This window comes from Pseudomonas sp. MWU13-2105, from assembly GCF_023242315.1.
Lineage (GTDB): Bacteria > Pseudomonadota > Gammaproteobacteria > Pseudomonadales > Pseudomonadaceae > Aquipseudomonas.
Window position 1 is genome coordinate 320,053 of sequence record NZ_JALLIY010000002.1, and the last position, 18,172, is coordinate 338,224.

Below are 18,172 nucleotides of genomic sequence, written 5' to 3' on the forward strand. Positions count from 1 at the left end.
GAGACAGCCATGAACTTGCCTCATCTGGAACATGAACTTGCGAAAATCCGCGTCCGTCTCAGTGGTCTGAAAGCCCGGATGGAGTTGTCCTGGAAAAAGCTCGTCAGCGATATCGAGCCCGAGGAATTCCAGGCCATCCAGGCGTTGCTGCAACGCGGGCATGACCAGGCCCAGTACGTGCTGGAGCACGGCGAGCTGCCGACGGACGAGCCGTCGGTGCCGTGGGAGTTGTCCCATGGACTGTCGATCCTGCATTTGGGGAGCGCCCAGGCCTTGCCGACCTCGGAGGCACAGCTGCCGACCCGGGTGCTCAAGGACGGTACATTGCTGGGCTGTCGCAAATGGGAGCTGCTCGACCTGTTGTGGAGCGAGGCGCTGATCAAGTGGATCGAGAACCTGCGGCGCCATGCAACCTTCGGCAGCACGCCGATGGTGATGATGATCGACAATGACGCGACCCTGGCGATTGCCGGCGACTGGGGCACCGGGCCGTTTGAAAGCCATGCCCCGGCGGTCAATGTAGCCAACCAGATGCAACTGGCCCAGGCCGATTTCACCATTCACCTGGGCGACGTCTATTACGCCGGCACCGGCTCCCAGGAGGATGTCGACATGGCCGGCTGGCCGATAGGCAGGCACGGCGCCTTCACCCTCAACTCCAACCACGAGATGTACAGCGGTGCCCATGGCTATTTCGCGGAACTCAACTCACGTTTCCCGGTGCAGCAGGGCACCAGTTACTTCGCCTTGTACAACGACCACTGGTTGATTGTCGGGCTGGATTCGGCCTATGCCTCGGCGCCACTCAATCTCTATATGGATGGTGCCTTGAACCAGCAGCAGATCGACTGGCTGAAAAGCCTGCCCAAGGGCAAGAAACTGCTGGTGCTCAGCCATCATCAGGGGTTCGATATCGGTGGGAAAAACAAGACCGCGCTGTACCAACCGGTGTGTGATGCCTTGGGGCGTGTGCCGGACTACTGGTACTGGGGGCATCTGCACAATGGCATCGTCTATGCCGAGCAGGGCGGGTTGCGGGCGCGCTGTGCCGGGCATGGGGCGATCCCCTATGGCGTGACCAGCGAGCTGGACGGTAACGAGCGGGTGCTGTTTTCCGAATCGAAGAATGCCATGGACGACGAATACCCGGAGCGGGTGCTCAATGGTTACGTCAAGGTGCGCTTGAGCGGGGAGAATATTATCGAGGAGTTCATTGGCGAGGATGGGTCGCTGAGGTGGTCGTCTCACGGGTAGGCTTGTGTTGACTGTACCGGCGTCTTCGCGGGCAAGCTCCGCTCCCACAGGATCTGTGTCGTACCGCAGTTTTGCGACCGATCACAAAACCCCTGTGGGAGCGGAGCTTGCCCGCGAAGCTTTTGACCTTAGCCGTGCACCGGCACGCCCTTGAGGTACGGCGCAGGCTCGGCCCCCAGGTTGCTCAACATCCGCTCGCTGTACCAATCGACGAAGTTGACCACGCCAAACTCGTAGGTCTTGGAGTACGGGCCCGGCTGGTAGGCCGTGGAGTTGATCCCGCGCTGGTTCTCTTCGGCCAGGCGACGGTCCTGGTCGTTGGTCGCATCCCAGACTTCGCGCATGCGCGCCACGTCATAGTCGACGCCTTCGACCGCATCCTTGTGCACCAGCCACTTGGTGGTGACCATGGTTTCCTGGGCGCTGATTGGCCACACAGTGAACACGATGATGTGGTCGCCCATGCAGTGGTTCCACGAATGCGGCAGGTGCAGGATGCGCATCGAGCCCAGGTCCGGGTTCTTGATCCGGCCCATCAGCTTCTTGCAGCCCTGCTTGCCGTCCATGGTCATGGACACGGTGCCCTTGAGCAGCGGCATGCGCACGATGCGGTTACGCAGGCCGAAGCTGGCGTGGGCGTAAGGGATCTTCTCGGCTTCCCAGGCCACGGTGCATTCGGCCACGTGGTCCTTGAATTTCTGGTCGGCCCGCGGGTCGGTGACGTCGTCCCATTCCAGCAGGGTTTTCAGCAGTTCCGGGTGGGAGCCGCCGCAGTGGTAGCACTCGCGGTTGTTCTCCAGCACCAGCTTCCAGTTGGCCTTTTCCATCAAGGTGGTTTGCACCGCCACCTTGGTGTTTTCCATGTCGTAGGGTTCCATGTAGTGGTTCAGGGTCGTCAGGAACTCATCGATGGCCGGTGGGTTTTCCGCCAGGCTGATGAAGATGTAGCCACCGGAGGTCTTCACGTGTACCGGCTTGAGGCCGTACTGCTTCATGTCGAAGTCGGCGCCCATCTCGGTACCGGCGAACAGCAGGCGGCCATCCAGCTCGTAGGTCCACTGGTGATAGTGGCAGACCAGCTTGGCGACCTTGCCCTTGTCGCTGGTGCACAAGCGCGAACCGCGGTGGCGGCAGACGTTGTGGAAAGCGTGGACCACGCCGTCGGCGCCGCGAATCACGATGATCGGGTTCTTGCCGATCTGCAGGGTCATGTAGTTGCCCTTGGTCGGGATTTCGCAGGTCATGCCGGCGATCAACCACTCTTTCTGAAAGATTTCCTGCATATCGATTTCGAATAGCCGCTCATCGGAGTAGAACGGTTGCGGCAGGGAGAAGGTGCGCTCGCGCTCTTGCAGCATTTGCGCGGTGGCCTTGCGTGCGGGTTCCAGCGGATCGCCCAAGCTCAGGGTTGCGGTGACGTCCATCGATTTAGTCCTCATGGCCATGCGGTGTGGCCGGCGAATAGTGGCTGATACGGTTAGCACGCAAGTACGGAAATACAGTGGATCATTTGCGATGGAGTGTGCGGCTGGCAGCGACACGAACCTTATCCATGGGCGACATGGCCGAATCCGTTCCCGACGCGCAACCCCCGGTCGTTGCGGGCTGGTCGCGATAAGCATGCCAATGTCGCGGATAGGTAAATGGTCGCTTCGACCCTTGCGCAGAATCGCCAACATAGAGCCGACAGTCGGCGGTGGAGAACAATATGTCGAACAACTTCCTGAATCCGGTAACGACCCAGACCTGGGCCAATGGTCGGCATATCGTGCGCTGTGTGAAAGTCATCCAGGAAACCTGGGATGTACGCACCTTCTGCTTCATGGCTGACCAGCCGATCATGTTCTTTTTCAAGCCGGGGCAGTTCGTCACCCTGGAGCTGGAGATCGAAGGCGAGCCGATCATGCGCTCCTATACCATTTCCAGCTCGCCCTCGGTGCCCTACAGCTTTTCCGTGACCATCAAGCGTGTACCCGGCGGCCGTGTCTCGAACTGGTTGCACGACACCCTGCACGAGGGCCAGGAGCTGGCGGTGCATGGGCCGGTGGGGTTGTTCAATGCCATCGATTTCCCGAGCCCGAAGGTGCTGTACCTGAGCGGCGGCGTTGGTATCACCCCGGTGATGTCCATGGCCCGCTGGTTCTACGACACCAACGGGAATGTCGACATGGTGTTTATCCACAGCGCCCGTTCGCCGAAGGACATCATCTATCACCGCGAGCTGGAGCACATGGCGTCGCGGATCGATAACTTCAGCCTGCACCTGATTTGTGAAAAGCACGGCCTGGGCGAGCCCTGGGCCGGCTATCGTGGCTACCTGAACCACAAGATGCTGGAACTGATGGCGCCGGACTTCCTCGAACGCGAAGTGTTCTGCTGCGGCCCGACGCCGTATATGAACGCGGTCAAGCGTCTGCTGGAGGCGGCCGGGTTCGATATGAGCCGTTATCACGAGGAGTCGTTTGGCGCGACCCCTGCGGAGGCGCGAGCCGACGCGGTGGAACAGGCCGAACAGGCCGCCGAGGCGCCGGAAGTGGATGCCGCGGACCTGCACCAGGTGGAGTTCACCGCGACCGGCAAGAGCATTCGCGTGGCGCCGGGGGAAACCGTGCATGCGGCGGCGGCCAAGCTTGGCCTGATGATTCCCAAGGCCTGCGGCATGGGCATCTGCGGCACCTGCAAGGTGTTGAAGCTGGGCGGTGAAGTGGAGATGGAGCACAACGGCGGGATCACCGACGACGATGTGGCCGAGGGTTATATCCTGTCGTGCTGCAGCGTGCCGAAGGGCGATGTGCGGATCGAGTACTGACAGAAAGACCGCGGTCTCTTTGTGGCGAGGGGGCTTGCCCCCGTTGGGCTGCGAAGCAGCCCCAAACCCTGAAAACACGGTCAGCCTGACACACCGCATTTGCTGATTTTACGACTGCTGCGCAGCCGAGCGGGGGCAAGCCCCCTCGCCACAAGGGGCGGCGATCCGCAGCTTTGAGGTTTACAGACTAAAACGCGCCACCATGCTGTTCAAATCCACCGCCAGGCGCGACAGCTCACTGCTGGCCGCGCTGGTCTGGTTCGCCCCGGTCGCCGATTGCACCGATAGATCGCGGATATTCACCAGGTTGCGATCCACCTCGCGGGCCACCTGAGCCTGCTCTTCCGCCGCACTGGCGATCACCAGGTTGCGCTCGTTGATCTCGACAATCGCCGTGTTGATGGTATCCAGCGCCATCCCCGCGCCCTTGGCGATGTTCAAGGTCGACTCAGCCCGCTCGGTGCTGTTGCGCATCGAATCCACCGCCTGCTCGGTGCCACCCTGGATACTGCCGATCATCCGTTCGATTTCGCTGGTGGACTGCTGGGTACGGTGCGCCAGGGCGCGGACCTCGTCCGCCACCACGGCAAAACCACGACCGGCTTCCCCGGCCCGTGCCGCTTCAATCGCCGCGTTCAAGGCCAGCAGGTTGGTCTGGTCAGCCAGGCCGCGAATCACGTCGAGCACCTTGCCGATGTCCTGGGACTCCTTGGCCAGGTTGCCGATCAGCGTCGCCGTGCTCTGTACATCGCTGCTCATGCGTTCGATGGCGCCGACGGTTTCCTGCACCAGGTCGCGACCGTCACCGGCCGAGGCGGTGGCATTCTTCGAGGCTTCTGAAGTGCTCACGGCATTACGCGCGACTTCTTCCACGGCGCTGGTCATTTCATTGACGGCGGTAGCGGCCTGCTCGATCTCGTTGTTCTGCCGCACCAGGCCCTTGGCGCTTTCGTCGGTGACGGTGTTCAGCTCTTCCGCCGCGGATGCAAGCTGGGTCGCCGAGCCGGAAATACGCTGCAGGGTGTCGCGTAGTTTTTGCTGCATCTTGACCATGGCCTGCAACAGGCGACCGGCTTCGTCGTTGCCCTCGACCTTGATCGGCCGGGTCAGGTCGCCTTCGGCGATCTGCTCGGCGGCGGTCAGGGCGTCGGCGATGGGGCGGGTAATGCTGTTGGTCAGCAGCCAGGCAAACAGCAAGGTCAGGCCGGTGGCCACCACCAGCAAGCCCACCACCAGGTTGAACGCCGAAGCGTACTGGTCGGAGGCCTGTTGATTGGTATCGCTGGTCTGCTGGGTATTGATTTCCACCAGCTTGGCGAGCACGTTATTGATCTGGTCGGAGTTGGCCAGTAACTCGGTGTTGATCAGGCTCGCCAGTTCGCTGACCTGATTGTTGCGCGACAGGCCCTTCATGCGCTCTTCGAGCTGACGGTACTGGCCGAGCACTTGCACATACTGGTCGTAGGCCGTGCGCTCTTCCGGGCTGGTGATCAGTTTTTCGTAAATGGCCTGGGCCTTGCCGATCTGCTGGTTGCGCTGCGTGAGCAGGTCGAGGATTTTCTGTTGCTCGTCGGGCGCACGGTTGGTCACCAGGCGATAGGATAAGACCCGCAGGCGCAGGGTCAGTTGGGTGAGATCGTCGAGGCTCTTGATGCTCGGTACACCGTTGGTGCTGAGCTCTTCGGCCGCTCCGCGGATCTTGCTCATCTGGTTCAGGGCAAATATCCCCAGGATCAGCATCAGCGCGCCGATCAGGGCGAAGCTGAAGAATGCGCGCGGGGCAATGTTCATGTTGCGTAGGGACATGGTGGCTACCTGAGAGGAGGGCGCATTCCGTGCGGCTTTTAAAACGTGTCTGAAAGACCTATCGGTCATTAGACTAAAGTCTTAAGTCCCTGCGCGTATTTGTCGCAGTTGAAGGTTTCCGACAGGGGGTGGGGAACATGTCCTGGCAATCGCAGTCCCTAAGGTTCGAAGAAAAGTATCCCGCCAGGAAAATCAAGGCTTTGCGACAGTTTTCCCCTGGCAAACAAGGGGGCTTTTCTTTATCGTACGCGCCCTTTGAAACTGCCCGAGAGATCAAGAAAAATGTTGGAAGCTTCCCTCAGTCAACTGGAACAACTGGTCAGCGAGCTGGTTCAGCAAAAACAGGAGCTGCTGGCCGCCAATACCGCGCTGAGCACCGAGCTGGCCCAGGCCAGGGATGAAAATGAAAGCCTGCAACTGAGCCTGATGGAGCAGGAAGAAAAGCACGGCACCACCGCCGCCCGTATCCAGGCGCTGGTCGAGCGTGTCAGCGCGGGTCCCGTGAGCGCATGAGAACCAGCAGCGATGGGGTGACGGTCATTTCGATCCTCGGCGAGGACTATTCGATCAAGGCACCCGCCGGCCAGGAACGGACGTTGCAGGATGCGACCGTGATGCTCAGGGCCGCCCTGGCCGACACCAAGAAGAAGTTCCCCACGCTGATCGGCGATAAACTGCTGGTATTGGCGGCGTTGAACCTGTGCTCGCAGCAGATCGAAGCACAGCAGCGTCACCGCGAGGAGCTCGACCGTTACCAGGAGCAGGTCAGCGCCACGGTCGAGGTGATTGCGCGGTCGGTTGGGCAGCCCGGATAGTCCCGTTTGGATGCGTTGGCCGTCCTGGGCCGAGCACTGGAGTGTCGGCGGTGATCAAAGCTTGTCTATATTCATGGCCGGGTGACGGGTTCGTTTATCTGTATTGAATAGGTGGGTCGTGTTAATGACTTATCCATGGATAAATGAACCCGTTATGCCAACCCGCTAGGGTGATGACATTCAAGCAGGTTTGTTTTGAAGTTTTTCAACGTTAGGTGGTATTGGGCGTTGCAGTAGAAGCAAACTAAGCGCCCAGTTCTGATCGGCGCCCATCATGATGTTTTTTCGACTACCCTTCCAAAGTGTTGTTTTCCATTAACGGTTACGACAACAAAGTCGCCGTTCTGCGCGCCAACAAGAATCTCTCGATGTGCATCATTGTGGGGGACCACATAGTGTGGCCCATCGATGAAAGAAATATAGATCTCCAGCGCCCGTGGCATGGTGAGTCACCTCTTCTTTATATCAATTATTGAAGAAAGACTATTTTCCCTGCCTCAATTGATACTACGGAGTGCGTATTGCCTGCCTCATCGCTCAAGGTCGTACTGATCTTGTTTTTGAGCGCTGCACGCGTCTACTGTCAAACTTGACAGTAGACGCCGCTTGGGTTTTGTGTTTTGAGTTTGATAGGGCGTGAGCCCGGGAGCAGAGGATTGTTTTCTATAAGGTTTATTTTTTACTGTTGATTGTTTGCGTGCGAGGGTATTCCCGTTGCTGATCAGGGTGCAGCGGTTTATTGTGAAATTTCATAACGGCTCAGGATATTTGGCTGGTTGAAAAGTCGAGCAAGCCATATCGCGCTTTATCTTGAAAAGCGCGATTGAAAGAAGTTGGGCTAGATGGACATGACTTCTCGAATATCCGCCGCCAGTTCCCGCACCCGCTCTTCCTCGGTGTCCCACGAGCACATGAAGCGTGCGCCGCCCTTGCCGATGAAAGTGTAGAAGCGCCAGCCCTTGGCGGTCAGCGCGGCGATGGCCGCTTCCGACAGTTGCAGGAACACGCCGTTGGCTTCCACCGGGAACATCAGTTCCACGCCGGGGATGTCCTTGACCAGGCTGCTGAGCAGCTGCGCGCAGTGGTTGGCGTGGCGGGCGTGCTTGAGCCAGGCGTCGTTTTCCAGCAGGCCGACCCAGGGCGCCGAGAGAAAGCGCATTTTCGAGGCCAACTGTCCGGCCTGCTTGCAGCGATAGTCGAAATCCACCGCCAGGTCGTGGTTGAAGAACAGGATCGCTTCACCCACCGCCATGCCGTTTTTCGTGCCGCCGAAGCACAACACGTCGACGCCGGCCTTCCAGGTCAGATCGGCTGGGGTGCAACCGAGGTAGGCGCAGGCATTGGAGAAGCGCGCACCGTCCATGTGCAGGTGCAGGCCGAGTTCCTTGCAGGTGGCGCTGATGGCGCGGATTTCATCCGGGGTGTAGACGCTGCCGACCTCAGTGGCCTGGGTCAGGGTCACCACGCGGGGCTTGGGGTAGTGGATGTCCTGGCGCTTGAGGGCGATCTCGCGGATCGCGTCCGGGGTCAGCTTGCCGTTTTCGGTACGCGCGGTGAGCAGCTTGGAACCGTTGGAGAAAAACTCCGGCGCGCCGCATTCGTCGGTTTCGACGTGGGCGGTCTCCGAGCAGATCACGCTGTGGTAGCTCTGGCACAGCGACGACAGGGCCAGGGAGTTGGCCGCGGTGCCATTGAAGGCAAAGAACACTTCACAGTCGGTTTCGAACAGCTGGCGGAAACCGTCGGCGGCGCGCTGGGTCCATTCGTCGTCGCCGTAGGCGCGCTGGTGGCCGTGGTTGGCCTGTTCCATGGCGGCCCAGGCCTCGGGGCAGATACCGGAGTAGTTGTCGCTGGCGAATTGTTGGCTCTTGTCGGTCATGGCCCGGTCCTTGTGAACGATTATGGTGCGCACTGTAACCAGAATTGACCTTATCGCACAGGCACAGTTGTGGGAGCGGAGCTTGCCCGCGAAGGGGCCAGGGTCAGCAACACACAAAATAGCTCGACAGTGCCGACGCCTTCGCGGGCAAGCTCCGCTCCCACGGGGTTGTCCAGGCATTGATCATCCTTGTGCTTGAAGTCATGTCGTAAACGCACCTTTGCGTGGCGTCCATAGGCATTTGATCGGTCTGCGTCGGCCATACCATCGCATCCAAAGGGCACTGCCGTAAGGTAAAGGCCTCACCGAGACGAATGGCGCACCGCCGCCGCTGGGAGAGACGCGATGTTCAGCAAGCAAGACCAGATCCAGGGTTATGACGATGCACTGATGGCGGCCATGAATGCCGAGGAGCAGCGCCAGGAAGATCACATCGAGCTGATCGCGTCGGAAAACTACACCAGCAAGCGCGTCATGCAGGCCCAGGGCAGTGGCCTGACCAACAAATACGCCGAAGGCTATCCGGGCAAGCGCTACTACGGCGGCTGCGAGCACGTGGACAAGGTCGAGGCCCTGGCCATCGAACGCGCCAAGCAACTGTTCGGCGCCGACTACGTCAACGTCCAGCCGCACTCCGGTTCCCAGGCCAATGCCGCGGTCTACCTGGCCCTGCTCAACGCCGGCGACACCGTACTGGGCATGAGCCTGGCCCACGGCGGTCACCTCACCCACGGCGCCAAGGTCAGTTTCTCCGGCAAGCTCTACAACGCCGTGCAGTATGGCATCGACACCAACACCGGCCTGATCGATTATGACGAAGTCGAGCGCCTGGCCGTCGAGCACAAGCCGAAAATGATCATCGCCGGTTTCTCGGCTTACTCGAAAACCCTCGATTTCCCACGCTTCCGTGAAATCGCCGACAAAGTGGGCGCCTATTTCTTCGTCGACATGGCCCATGTCGCCGGCCTGGTCGCCGCGGGCCTGTACCCGAACCCGCTGCCGTATGCCGATGTGGTCACCACCACCACCCACAAGACCCTGCGCGGTCCCCGTGGCGGCCTGATCCTGGCCAAGGCCAACGAAGAGCTGGAAAAGAAATTCAACGCCGCGGTATTCCCCGGCGGCCAGGGCGGCCCGCTGATGCATGTGATCGCCGCCAAGGCCGTGAGCTTCAAGGAAGCGCTGGAGCCGAGCTTCAAGGTCTACCAGCAGCAAGTGATCGATAACGCCCAGGCCATGGCGGGCGTATTTATCAAACGCGGCTACGATGTAGTGTCCGGCGGCACCGACAACCACCTGTTCCTGGTCAGCCTGATCCGTCAGGGCCTGACTGGCAAAGAGGCCGATGCCGCCCTGGGCCGTGCCCATATCACCGTGAACAAGAATGCCGTGCCGAATGATCCGCAGTCGCCGTTCGTCACTTCCGGTCTGCGCATCGGTACCCCGGCCGTCACCAGCCGTGGTTTCAAAGTAGCCCAGTGCGTCGAGCTGGCCGGCTGGATCTGCGACATCCTCGACAACCTCGGCGACGCCGATGTCGAGGCGAACGTCGCCAAGCACGTGACAGCCCTGTGCGCGGACTTCCCGGTTTATCGCTGAGAGCGGTTTTGGAGTAAATGACTATGCAACGCTATTCGGGCTTCGGCCTCTTCAAGCACTCTCTCAGCCATCATGAAAACTGGCAGAAAATGTGGCGCACGCCGACCCCGAAAAAGGTCTATGACGTGGTCATCGTCGGCGGTGGCGGGCATGGCCTGGCGACCGCCTACTACCTGGCCAAGGAACATGGCATCACCAACGTCGCCGTGGTCGAGAAGGGCTGGTTGGGCGGCGGCAACACCGCCCGTAACACCACCATTGTGCGTTCCAACTACCTGTGGGACGAATCGGCGCACCTGTACGAACACGCGATGAAATTGTGGGAAGGCCTGTCCCAGGACCTGAACTACAACGTGATGTTCTCCCAGCGTGGTGTCTACAACCTTTGCCACACCCTGCAGGACATCCGTGATTCGGAGCGTCGGGTCAGTGCCAACCGCCTCAATGGCGTCGACGGCGAACTGCTCAACGCCCAACAGGTGGCGGACGAGATTCCGTACCTGGACTGCTCGAAGAATGCCCGTTACCCGGTGATGGGCGCCACCGTCCAGCGTCGTGGCGGCGTGGCCCGTCACGATGCCGTGGCCTGGGGCTTCGCCCGTGCGGCCGACGCCCTCGGCGTGGACCTGATCCAGCAGACCGAAGTGATCGGTTTCCGCAAGGAAAACGGCGTGTGCATCGGTGTCGAGACCAACAAGGGCTTTATCGGCGCCAAGCGTGTCGGTGTGGTCACCGCCGGTAACTCCGGGCACATGGCCAAGCTGGCCGGCTTCCGCCTGCCGATCGAGTCGCACCCGCTGCAAGCGCTGGTGTCCGAGCCGATCAAGCCGATCATCGATAGCGTGATCATGTCCAACGCCGTGCACGGCTACATCAGCCAGTCCGACAAGGGCGACCTGGTGATCGGTGCCGGTATCGACGGCTACAACGGCTACGGCCAGCGCGGTTCGTATCCGGTGATCGAGCACACCATCCAGGCCATCGTCGAGATGTTCCCGGTGTTGTCCCGCGTGCGCATGAACCGTCAGTGGGGCGGCATCGTCGACACCACCCCGGACGCCTGCCCGATCATTTCGAAAACCCCGGTCCCGAACATGTTCTTCAACTGCGGTTGGGGCACCGGCGGCTTCAAGGCTACCCCCGGCTCGGGCAACGTGTTTGCCGCGAGCCTGGCCAAGGGTGAAATGCACCCGTTGGCCGCTCCCTTCTCCATCGACCGTTTCCATAACGGTGCGTTGATCGACGAACACGGTGCTGCTGCGGTCGCCCACTAACAGGAGAAATCCCTATGTTGCATATCTTCTGTCCTCATTGCGGCGAGCTGCGCTCCGAAGAGGAATTCCACGCTTCCGGCCAGGCGCATATCCCGCGTCCCCTGGACCCGGGCACCTGTACCGACGAGCAGTGGGGCGACTACATGTTCTTCCGCGACAACCCGCGCGGCCTGCACCACGAGCTGTGGGACCACGTTGCCGGTTGCCGGCAGTATTTCAACGTGACCCGCGACACCGTCACCTACGAGATTCTCGAAAGCTACAAGATTGGCGAGAAGCCGCAATTCACCGCTAAAGCAGACAGTTCGAAAGTGCCCGGCGCGGCTGTGGGAGAGAAGGTATGAGCCAGGTCAATCGCCTGTCCAACGGTGGTCGGATCGACCGCAACAAAGTCTTGAGCTTCACCTTCAACGGCCAGGTCTACAAAGGCTTTGAAGGCGACACCCTGGCCGCCGCGTTGCTCGCCAACGGCGTTGATATCGTCGGCCGCAGCTTCAAGTATTCCCGTCCCCGGGGCATCTTCGCCGCCGGTGCCGAAGAGCCGAACGCGGTGCTGCAACTCGGCGCCACCGAAGCCACCCAGATCCCCAACGTGCGTGCCACCCAGCAAGCGCTGTATCAGGGCCTGGTGGCCACCAGCACCAACGGCTGGCCGAGCGTCAACAACGACATGATGGGGATTCTCGGCAAGGTCGGCGGCAAGCTGATGCCGCCGGGTTTCTACTACAAGACCTTCATGTACCCGCAGTCGTTCTGGATGACCTACGAGAAGTACATCCGCAAGGCCGCCGGCCTCGGTCGCTCGCCGACCGAGAACGATCCGGACACCTACGACTACATGAACCAGCACTGCGACGTGCTGATCGTCGGTGCCGGCCCTGCCGGCCTGGCCGCCGCACTGGCCGCCGCGCGCAGCGGCGCGCGGGTGATCCTGGCCGATGAGCAGGAAGAGTTCGGCGGCAGCCTGCTCGACTCCCGCGAAAGCCTCGACGGCAAGCCGGCGGCCGAGTGGGTCGCCAGCGTCATCGCCGAATTGAAAGGCCTGCCGGACGTGCTGCTGTTGCCACGGGCTACCGTCAACGGCTACCACGATCACAACTTCCTGACCATTCACGAGCGCCTCACCGATCACCTCGGTGACCGTGCGCCGATCGGCCAGGTGCGCCAGCGTATCCACCGGGTCCGCGCCAAACGCGTGGTCCTGGCCACCGGTACCCATGAGCGTCCGCTGGTCTACGGCAACAACGACGTGCCGGGCAACATGCTCGCCGGTGCCGTTTCGACCTACGTCCGCCGTTACGGCGTGGCCCCGGGCAAGAAGCTGGTGCTGAGCACCAACAACGATCACGCCTATCGCGTGGCCTTGGACTGGCTCGATGCCAGCCTGCAAGTGGTGGCCATCGCCGATGCCCGCAGCAACCCACGCGGTGCGCTGGTGGAAGAAGCACGGGCCAAGGGGATTCGCATCCTCACCGGCAGTGCGGTGATCGAAGCCCGTGGCAGCAAGCACGTGACCGCGGCGCGCGTCGCCGCCATCGACGTCAAGGCGCATAAAGTCACCAGCCCAGGCGAATGGCTGGAGTGCGACCTGGTGGCCAGCTCCGGCGGCTACAGCCCGGTGGTCCACCTGGCCTCGCACCTGGGCGGCAAGCCGACCTGGCGCGAAGATATCCTCGGTTTCGTGCCCGGCGAAGCACCGCAGAAACGCGTATGCGTCGGCGGCATCAACGGCGTGTACGTCCTGGCCGATGCCCTGGCCGATGGTTTTGAAGGTGGCGTTCGCGCCGCCAGCGAAGCCGGTTTCAAGGCTGTCGAAGGCGTGCTGCCCAAAGCCCTGTCGCGTCTGGAAGAGCCCACCCTGGCGCTGTTCCAGGTACCCCACGAAAAAGCCACTGCACGGGCGCCGAAGCAATTTGTCGACCTGCAGAACGACGTCACCGCCGCCGCCATCGAATTGGCGACCCGCGAAGGCTTCGAATCGGTCGAACACGTCAAACGCTACACCGCACTGGGCTTCGGTACCGACCAGGGCAAGCTGGGCAACGTCAACGGCCTGGCCATCGCCGCCCGTTCGCTGAACGTGACCATCCCGCAGATGGGTACCACCATGTTCCGTCCGAACTACACGCCGGTGACCTTCGGCGCGGTCGCCGGCCGGCACTGCGGGCATATCTTCGAGCCGGTGCGCTACACCGCCTTGCAGGCCTGGCATGTGAAGCAGGGCGCCAAGTTCGAGGACGTCGGCCAGTGGAAACGTCCATGGTACTTCCCGCGTAACGGCGAAGACCTGCACGCCGCGGTCAAGCGTGAGTGCAAGGCCGTGCGCGACAGCGTCGGCCTGCTCGACGCCTCGACCCTGGGCAAGATCGATATCCAGGGCCCGGACGCGCGTGAGTTCCTCAACCGCATCTACACCAACGCCTGGACCAAGCTCGATGTGGGCAAGGCCCGCTACGGCCTGATGTGCAAGGAAGACGGCATGGTCTTCGACGACGGCGTCACCGCCTGTCTGGCCGACAACCACTTCCTGATGACCACCACCACCGGCGGTGCGGCTCGCGTCCTGCAGTGGCTGGAGCTGTACCATCAGACCGAATGGCCGAACATGAAGGTGTACTTCACCTCCGTGACCGACCACTGGGCGACCATGACCCTGTCCGGGCCGAACAGCCGCAAGCTGCTCAGCGCAGTCACCGACATCGACCTGGACAAGGACGCGTTCCCGTTCATGACCTGGAAAGAAGGCCTGGTCGGCGGTGTGCCGGCGCGGGTGTTCCGGATTTCCTTTACCGGCGAGTTGTCCTACGAGGTCAACGTCCAGGCCGACTACGCCATGGGTGTGCTGGAGAAGGTCGTCGAGGCCGGCAAGCAGTACAACCTGACCCCGTACGGCACCGAGACCATGCACGTGCTGCGGGCCGAGAAGGGCTTCATCATCGTCGGCCAGGACACTGACGGCTCGATGACCCCGGACGACCTGAACATGGGTTGGTGCGTGGGCCGGACCAAGCCGTTCTCGTGGATCGGCTGGCGCGGGATGAACCGTGAAGACTGCGTGCGTGAAGAGCGCAAGCAACTGGTCGGGCTCAAGCCGATCGATCCGACCAAGTGGCTGCCGGAAGGCGCGCAGTTGGTGTTCGACACCAAGCAGACGATCCCGATGAAGATGGTCGGTCACGTCACCTCCAGCTATGCCCACAACTCGCTTGGCTATTCGTTTGCCATGGCGGTGGTCAAGGGCGGCTTGAAGCGCATGGGTGAGCGGGTGTTCGCACCCTTGGCCGATGGCAGCGTGATTGAGGCGGAAATCGTTTCTTCGGTGTTCTTCGATCCTAAAGGGGACCGCCAGAACATCTGACGCCGTAGTCCAGTGGGAGCGGTTGTTCATGAGGTGGAGTCAGGCACTGACCCACCGCAAAGACAGAATTCAACACAGGTGTTTCACATGACCACAGCCAACGTTTACCAACAACGCCCGACTTCCGGGGCCAAGGCCGAGTCGTCGTTGCACCACGCCGACCTCGCCAGCCTGGTGGGTAAAGGCCGCAAGAACGCCGGTGTGACCGTGCGGGAAAAGAAATTGCTCGGTCACCTGACCATCCGTGGCGACGGCCATGACGCGGCCTTCGCCGCCGGCGTGCACAAGGCCCTCGGCCTGGAGCTGCCGGTGGCGCTGACCGTGGTGGCCAAGGGCGAGACCAGCCTGCAATGGCTCGGCCCCGACGAGTGGCTGCTGATCGTTCCGAGCGGCGAAGAGTTCGCGGCCGAGAAGGCGTTGCGCGAAGCCCTGGGTGACCTGCATATCGCCATCGTCAATGTCAGCGGCGGCCAGCAACTGCTGGAGCTGAGCGGCCCGAACGTGCGCCAGGTGCTGATGAAATCCACCAGCTACGACGTGCACCCGGACAACTTCCCGGTGGGCAAGGCCGTCGGCACTGTCTTCGCCAAGTCGCAGCTGATGATCCGCCATACCGCCGAAGACACCTGGGAGCTGGTGATCCGTCGCAGCTTCTCGGATTACTGGTGGTTGTGGTTGCAGGATGCGGCGGCCGAATACGGTCTCAGCGTCCAGGCCTGATACAGATTCAACGTGTTCAGTGGACTCAATGTGGCGAGGGGGCTTGCCCCCGCGGGGCTGCGAAGCAGCCCCAGACCCTGAAGGCGCGGTTTGTCTGACACTACGCGATTACCGGTTTTACGGCTGCTTCGCAACCGAACGGGGGCAAGCCCCCCCGCCACAGTAACCAGGTTCGCCACAGGTTTTGTATTGCGCCGGTTGGCGTGCAGGTATTCAAGAACAGGAGTCACCGCATGAGCCGCGCCCCCGATACATGGATTTTGACCGCCGACTGCCCCAGCGTGCTCGGCACGGTGGATGCGGTGACCCGCTACCTGTTCGAACAGGGCTGCTACGTCACTGAACACCATTCGTTCGATGATCGCCTCTCGGGGCGTTTCTTCATTCGCGTGGAGTTTCGCCAGCCTGACGGTTTCGACGAGCTGGCCTTCCGCGCCGGCCTGGCCCTGCGCGTTGAGTCCTTCGGCATGCTGTTCGAACTGACCGCGCCGAACTACCGGCCGAAAGTGGTGATCATGGTCTCCAAGGCCGATCACTGCCTCAACGACCTGCTCTATCGCCAGCGTATCGGTCAATTGTCCATGGACGTGGCCGCCGTGGTCTCCAACCACCCGGACCTCAAGCCCCTGGCCGACTGGCACCAGATTCCCTACTACCATTTCCCATTGGACCCGAACGACAAGCCGGGCCAGGAGCGCCAGGTCTGGCAGGTGATCGAGGAGTCCGGCGCGGAGCTGGTGATCCTTGCCCGCTACATGCAGGTGCTCTCGCCCGAGCTGTGCCGCAAGCTCGACGGCAAGGCAATCAATATCCACCACTCGTTGTTGCCCGGTTTCAAGGGCGCCAAACCTTATCACCAGGCCTACAACAAGGGTGTGAAACTGGTGGGGGCTACCGCGCACTACATCAACAACGACCTGGACGAAGGCCCGATCATCGCCCAGGGCGTCGAGGTGGTGGACCACAGTCACTACCCCGAGGACCTGATCGCCAAGGGCCGCGATATCGAAGGGCTGACGTTGGCGCGGGCGGTGGGTTATCACATTGAACGCCGGGTTTTTCTGAACGCCAACCGAACAGTAGTGCTTTAAAAGGTGGTCGTTTTACGACCTTCGCGGCGGTGCGGCGATCCGACAAGCTCCGCTCCCACATTAGGTTTGTGTCGTACTCAGAAAGTACATACGACTCGGGACCTGTGGGAGCGGAGCTTGCCCGCGAAGAGGTCCGCAAGAACAACGCAACAATCACAAGCAGTAACCCGAGCAATCTCCCGCAGTGGGCGCGGTGCCTGCCGTGACGCAACACCCCTGTAGGAGCCGGCTTACCGGCGATGGAGCCCGTAAAAACAACGCAACAACCACAGGCAATAACCCGAGCAATCTACGCGCTGCCCCCTGGCAACGTGTTGCTACATAAAAACAACAGCGAGGTGAAAGCATGTCTGGCAATCGTGGTGTGGTGTATCTCGGCAATGGCAAGGTCGAGGTGCAAAAAATCGACTATCCGAAAATGCAGGACCCACGCGGCAGGAAGATTGAGCACGGTGTCATCCTGCGCGTCGTCTCCACCAACATCTGTGGTTCGGACCAGCACATGGTCCGTGGCCGTACCACCGCCCAGACCGGTCTGGTCCTGGGTCATGAAATCACCGGTGAAGTGATCGAGAAGGGCCGCGATGTCGAGAACCTGAAGCTCGGCGACCTGGTCTCGGTACCGTTCAACGTGGCTTGCGGGCGCTGCCGCTCCTGCAAGGAGCAGCACACTGGCGTCTGCCTGACCGTCAACCCGGCCCGTGCCGGCGGTGCCTATGGTTATGTCGACATGGGCGACTGGACCGGCGGCCAGGCCGAATACGTGCTGGTGCCGTACGCCGACTTCAACCTGCTGAAACTGCCGGATCGCGACAAGGCCATGGAGAAAATCCGCGACCTGACCTGCCTGTCCGACATCCTTCCCACCGGCTACCACGGCGCGGTCACCGCGGGCGTTGGCCCGGGTAGCAGCGTGTACATCGCTGGTGCCGGTCCGGTCGGTCTCGCGGCGGCGGCTTCGGCACGCCTGCTGGGCGCGGCGGTGGTGATCATCGGTGACGTCAACCCTATCCGCCTGGCCCACGCCAAGGCCCAGGGTTTTGAAATCGCCGACCTGTCCAAGGACACCCCGTTGCACGAGCAGATCGCCGCGTTGCTCGGCGAGCCGGAAGTGGACTGCGCCGTCGATGCCGTGGGCTTCGAAGCCCGTGGTCACGGTCATGAAGGCGTGAAGCACGAGGCTCCGGCCACCGTGCTCAACTCGCTGATGGGCGTGGTCCGGGTGGCGGGCAAGATCGGTATTCCGGGCCTGTACGTGACCGAAGACCCGGGTGCGGTGGATGCCGCCGCGAAAATCGGCAGCCTGAGCATCCGCTTTGGCCTCGGCTGGGCCAAGTCCCACAGCTTCCACACCGGCCAGACTCCGGTGATGAAGTACAACCGCCAGCTGATGCAGGCAATCATGTGGGATCGGATCAAGATCGCCGATATCGTCGGCGTCGAAGTGATCAGCCTGGATGACGCGCCACGCGGTTACGGCGAGTTCGATTCGGGCGTACCGAAGAAGTTCGTGATTGACCCGCACAAGCTGTTCAGTGCAGCGTAAGCAGTAAAGGGCAAGACGGAA

14 protein-coding genes and 1 pseudogene are annotated in these 18,172 nt (G+C 61.5%); 11 read left to right on the plus strand and 4 right to left on the minus strand.

Annotated features, from left to right (window positions below; genetic code table 11):
• Nucleotides 1-9 precede the first annotated feature (9 nt).
• Nucleotides 10-1,254 carry a metallophosphoesterase family protein gene (locus M5B96_RS04195; RefSeq protein ID WP_248795248.1) on the plus strand — a complete coding sequence of 415 codons (1,245 nt, stop codon included), beginning with the start codon at nt 10-12 and terminating at the stop codon, nt 1,252-1,254.
• 128 nt (nt 1,255-1,382) lie between these two features.
• On the opposite strand, the gene gbcA is transcribed toward M5B96_RS04195, so the two are convergent.
• Entirely contained in the window at nt 1,383-2,678 is a 1,296-nt protein-coding gene (gbcA, locus tag M5B96_RS04200) for a glycine-betaine demethylase subunit GbcA (RefSeq protein WP_248795250.1), read from the minus strand.
• 284 nt (nt 2,679-2,962) lie between these two features.
• Here gbcA and gbcB point away from each other — a divergent pair, with 284 nt between their 5' ends.
• A complete protein-coding gene (gbcB, locus tag M5B96_RS04205; protein ID WP_248795252.1) occupies nt 2,963-4,063 on the plus strand; it encodes a glycine-betaine demethylase subunit GbcB in 1,101 nt (366 codons plus the stop codon).
• A 180-nt stretch (nt 4,064-4,243) separates the two neighbouring features.
• On the opposite strand, the gene M5B96_RS32650 is transcribed toward gbcB, so the two are convergent.
• Both M5B96_RS32650 and M5B96_RS32655 read right to left on the minus strand, forming a co-directional pair.
• Nucleotides 4,244-5,116: a methyl-accepting chemotaxis protein gene (locus tag M5B96_RS32650; protein ID WP_412548580.1), complete on the minus strand. Its 873-nt coding sequence runs from the start codon at nt 5,114-5,116 to the stop codon at nt 4,244-4,246.
• Nucleotides 5,099-5,938, minus strand: a pseudogene (locus tag M5B96_RS32655) (MCP four helix bundle domain-containing protein); the annotation flags it as partial. The pseudogene M5B96_RS32655 and the gene M5B96_RS32650, both read right to left, overlap by 18 nt.
• Nucleotides 5,939-6,151: 213 nt before the next feature.
• On the opposite strand from M5B96_RS32655, the gene M5B96_RS04215 reads away from it, so the two are divergent.
• Both M5B96_RS04215 and M5B96_RS04220 read left to right on the plus strand, forming a co-directional pair.
• A complete protein-coding gene (locus M5B96_RS04215; RefSeq protein ID WP_248795256.1) occupies nt 6,152-6,382 on the plus strand; it encodes a hypothetical protein in 231 nt (76 codons plus the stop codon).
• Nucleotides 6,379-6,684: a cell division protein ZapA gene (locus M5B96_RS04220; RefSeq protein ID WP_248795257.1), complete on the plus strand. Its 306-nt coding sequence runs from the start codon at nt 6,379-6,381 to the stop codon at nt 6,682-6,684. The genes M5B96_RS04215 and M5B96_RS04220 overlap by 4 nt, the downstream gene beginning before the upstream one ends.
• Nucleotides 6,685-7,522: 838 nt before the next feature.
• On the opposite strand, the gene M5B96_RS04225 is transcribed toward M5B96_RS04220, so the two are convergent.
• Complete coding sequence (locus M5B96_RS04225) at nt 7,523-8,563, minus strand: threonine aldolase family protein (RefSeq protein ID WP_248795259.1); 1,041 nt, start codon at nt 8,561-8,563, stop codon at nt 7,523-7,525.
• A gap of 345 nt (nt 8,564-8,908) precedes the next feature.
• Here M5B96_RS04225 and glyA point away from each other — a divergent pair, with 345 nt between their 5' ends.
• The 7 genes from glyA (at nt 8,909) to fdhA (ending at nt 18,151) form a co-directional block, all read left to right on the plus strand.
• The gene (gene glyA, locus M5B96_RS04230; protein WP_248795260.1) at nt 8,909-10,162 is read left to right on the plus strand and encodes a serine hydroxymethyltransferase; all 1,254 of its coding nucleotides are present in this window, start codon (nt 8,909-8,911) and stop codon (nt 10,160-10,162) included.
• 23 nt (nt 10,163-10,185) lie between these two features.
• Nucleotides 10,186-11,436, plus strand: a complete 1,251-nt coding sequence (locus M5B96_RS04235; protein WP_100938568.1) for a sarcosine oxidase subunit beta — start codon at nt 10,186-10,188, stop codon at nt 11,434-11,436.
• Between the two features lie 14 nt (nt 11,437-11,450).
• Nucleotides 11,451-11,780 (plus strand): sarcosine oxidase subunit delta, encoded by a 330-nt coding sequence (locus M5B96_RS04240; RefSeq protein WP_100938567.1) that lies wholly within the window; start codon nt 11,451-11,453, stop codon nt 11,778-11,780.
• Nucleotides 11,777-14,794, plus strand: coding sequence for a sarcosine oxidase subunit alpha (locus M5B96_RS04245; RefSeq protein ID WP_248795261.1), 3,018 nt, complete (start codon nt 11,777-11,779; stop codon nt 14,792-14,794). The genes M5B96_RS04240 and M5B96_RS04245 overlap by 4 nt, the downstream gene beginning before the upstream one ends.
• A gap of 87 nt (nt 14,795-14,881) precedes the next feature.
• Nucleotides 14,882-15,514 (plus strand): sarcosine oxidase subunit gamma, encoded by a 633-nt coding sequence (locus M5B96_RS04250; protein WP_248795263.1) that lies wholly within the window; start codon nt 14,882-14,884, stop codon nt 15,512-15,514.
• A gap of 233 nt (nt 15,515-15,747) precedes the next feature.
• Nucleotides 15,748-16,605 (plus strand): formyltetrahydrofolate deformylase, encoded by an 858-nt coding sequence (gene purU, locus M5B96_RS04255; RefSeq protein WP_248795264.1) that lies wholly within the window; start codon nt 15,748-15,750, stop codon nt 16,603-16,605.
• A gap of 346 nt (nt 16,606-16,951) precedes the next feature.
• A complete protein-coding gene (fdhA, locus tag M5B96_RS04260) occupies nt 16,952-18,151 on the plus strand; it encodes a formaldehyde dehydrogenase, glutathione-independent (protein WP_248795266.1) in 1,200 nt (399 codons plus the stop codon).
• Nucleotides 18,152-18,172: the final 21 nt, after the last annotated feature.